Below are 2,538 nucleotides of genomic sequence, written 5' to 3'. Positions count from 1 at the left end.
GCCGCGAAATTTCCGCCCACACCATCGGCGAGGATTTCGAGCGCAAACCGCGCATCCATCGCGCGTGGGAGATCCGGCGCTTCGGCGCCTGAGGTTGCGTGCCCACCAACGGTGGGCACCTACCGGCAACATCGGCAGGCCACGAACGTTGGTCGTGCCAACATCGGTAGGCCACGACCGTTGGTCGTGGCGGGCTTACAGCGCAGCTGCAGCCAGCCCCACCAAGGGTAATGCCCAGGCCAGCGGCGCGATCCAGCGCGGTCGCCAGGGATACAGGCCGAAGGCGATCAGCAGGCCGCTGATCGTCATCGCGCCCAGCCACAGCACCGGGCCGGCGGCCCAGCCGTGGTCAGCCACGCACAGGCCAAATGCGGTGGCCAGCAATGCCCAGCCCAACCAACGCCACAGGCGCATGCGCGCGGGCCCGGCATGCGCCTTGCCGTGCAGGTCGAGCTGGTGCTTTTCCATCGCCAGCGACAGCGCGGTGAACGCCGAAAAATTCAAGGTGAGCGCCAGCAGCATCATGCGTTGGCCTCGGCAGTGTTGCGGGTGGCGGCTGCAACTGCAGCGGCCTGGCGCTTCTTCTTCTCGGCCGCGCTCAGCGCCGGCTGCCAACGCTGCATGCGCAGGCCGCAGTACGCCAGCATCGCGCCGAAGGCGAGCATCACCAGGTCGAACCCGGCCAGCGCCCAGTCGCCCGTGCGCAGGGTCACGCCCAGATGTGCGTGGGTGGTTAGCGCATTGATCACCGGGATCAGGGCAAACAACGCAGCGCCCAGGTACAGCTGCCACGCCCACATCAGCCGCTTCGGCCAGATGAAGGCAGCCAACAGGGCAGCGCCCCACGCGTAGAAGAACACGCTGGCTTCCGCGTTGGCGCGCTCCGCCATCTGCAGCGGCAGCAGGCGGTTACCCCAGAAGTAGGCGGCAAACGCGATCGGCAGGCCGGCCACGGCGCCGATGTTGAGCGCATCCACCAGGCGCAGGCCGAAGCCGATCCGGCCTGCCTTGGCGTGCTTGGGGCGCTCCTTGACCGCCCACAGCACCACGCCGCTGGCCACCATCAGGCAACCGACCAGGCCGGACAGGAAGAACAGGGCGCGCAGGCCCCAGTCCGCAAAGCGGGCCAGGTGCAGGCCGTACATCACGCCACGGGTGTGGGTGGCGCCCCCGGGCACCGGGCTGGTCTCGATCAACGCGCCGCTGACCGCGTTGTAGCGCAGCGAAGGTGTGTCGACCGACAGCCGCTTGCCGTCGCGCTGGTAGATGTCGATCACCGCATTGGCCGCGCCCGGGTGGAACACGGTGAAGCCGCTGACCTGCGCGCCCTTCCATTCGGCACGCGCGCCGTCGATCAGCTGCTGGATCGGCAGCGGGGCGGCGCTGCCTTCGGCGGGGTCGGCGGGATCGGCCAGGCGCGCGAAGGCCTCGCTGAAGAACGCATCCTCGTCCTTCGGATAGGCCACGCTCACCCCCTGCGGCAGGTACATGAACATCAGCGTGACGATGCCGGTGTAGGTGATCATCGCGTGGTAGGGCAGGGCCATCACCGCGCTGACGTTGTGGAAGTCCAGCCACGAACGCAGGCCCTTCTCGGGCCGGAAGGTGAAGAAGTCCTTGAAGATCTTCTTGTGGGTGATCACCCCGGTGATGATCGCCACCAGCATGAACATCGCGCAGAAACCCACCAGGTAGCGCGCCCACAGCACCGGGATGTAATGCAGGTCGAAATGCAGGCGGTAGAAGAAGTCGCCGCCGCGGGTTTCGCGCGCGGCCACTTCCTCGCCGCTGGCCGGGTCCACCGTGGCATCGCCGAATCGGCCACCGCCGCGGCGGCGCTTTTCGCCTTCGGCCGGCGGTCTCACCATGGATTCGGGGTTGCGCCAGAACATGCGCATGGCCGGGTTGCGCGGGTCGGGCAGGGTCACGTTCCAACTTTCGGCCTTCGGCGCCTTGTGCTGCAGGAACGCCACCGCGCGCTCGGCGGCCACCTCGGTGGACACACTACTGCGCGGCAGTTCCGGGCGCATCCAGCGGCTGATTTCTTCGCGGTAGTAGCTGGCGGTGCCGGCCATGAAGATGAGCAGCAGCAGCCAGCCCACCAGCAGCCCGGTCCAGGTGTGCAGCCAGGCCATGGACTGGCGGAATCCATTCTTCATGCACGTGCTCCCAGTGCGAGGGTGCCCAGCCAGAACAGCGCGGTAGGCGCAGCAATGCCGATCCAGGCGCGCAACGCGGTGCGGGTGGCGAACGCCCACAACGCCGCACAGGCGCACAGCACGATGGCCACCAACATGCCGGTCAGCACCGCCTGGGCACGGGCGATGGGCAGCGCCACGGCGAAGAACATCGCGCAGGTGGCAGCCAGCGCGTAGCCGCCGATGATCGCGGCCAACGAACGCGACAGCACTCCCAGCCAGGGGCGGGCGAAGAAACCGCCGAAACGGTTGAACCAGCTGGCATCAGGCGTGCTGTCCACGGGAACCTGCAATGTCGGGCCGAACAACGAACGTCACCGGCCTTGGCCGGTGACAGGGG

At 67.9% G+C, this 2,538-nt stretch carries 3 protein-coding genes; all 3 read right to left on the bottom strand.

All coding sequences use genetic code 11. The annotated features are described in order from the left end of the window. Window positions 1–195 precede the first annotated feature (195 nt). From QMX79_RS20570 to QMX79_RS20560, 3 genes are read right to left on the bottom strand one after another with little or no spacing between them, the layout of a single operon-like run. Window positions 196–525, bottom strand: coding sequence for a DUF3325 domain-containing protein (locus tag QMX79_RS20570; protein WP_282248431.1), 330 nt, complete (start codon window positions 523–525; stop codon window positions 196–198). After that, window positions 522–2,159 carry a PepSY-associated TM helix domain-containing protein gene (locus QMX79_RS20565; protein WP_282248430.1) on the bottom strand — a complete coding sequence of 546 codons (1,638 nt, stop codon included), beginning with the start codon at window positions 2,157–2,159 and terminating at the stop codon, window positions 522–524. The genes QMX79_RS20570 and QMX79_RS20565 overlap by 4 nt, the downstream gene beginning before the upstream one ends. Then, window positions 2,156–2,479, bottom strand: a complete 324-nt coding sequence (locus QMX79_RS20560; RefSeq protein ID WP_282248429.1) for a DUF3649 domain-containing protein — start codon at window positions 2,477–2,479, stop codon at window positions 2,156–2,158. The genes QMX79_RS20565 and QMX79_RS20560 overlap by 4 nt, the downstream gene beginning before the upstream one ends. Between the last annotated feature and the right edge of the window lie 59 nt (window positions 2,480–2,538).

It is taken from the genome of Stenotrophomonas sp. PS02300 (assembly GCF_029959395.1).
Taxonomy (GTDB): domain Bacteria; phylum Pseudomonadota; class Gammaproteobacteria; order Xanthomonadales; family Xanthomonadaceae; genus Stenotrophomonas; species Stenotrophomonas maltophilia_AD.
Note: the sequence above shows the minus strand (reverse complement) of the source record. Positions and strands in the feature narration are given on the sequence as shown.

Bases quoted from the DNA above. Each gene is read 5' to 3' on its own strand.
- QMX79_RS20570 (WP_282248431.1), bottom strand. From the start codon at position 525: ATGATGCTGCTGGCGCTCACCTTGAATTTTTCGGCGTTCACCGCGCTG.
- QMX79_RS20565 (WP_282248430.1), bottom strand. From the start codon at position 2,159: ATGAAGAATGGATTCCGCCAGTCCATGGCCTGGCTGCACACCTGGACC.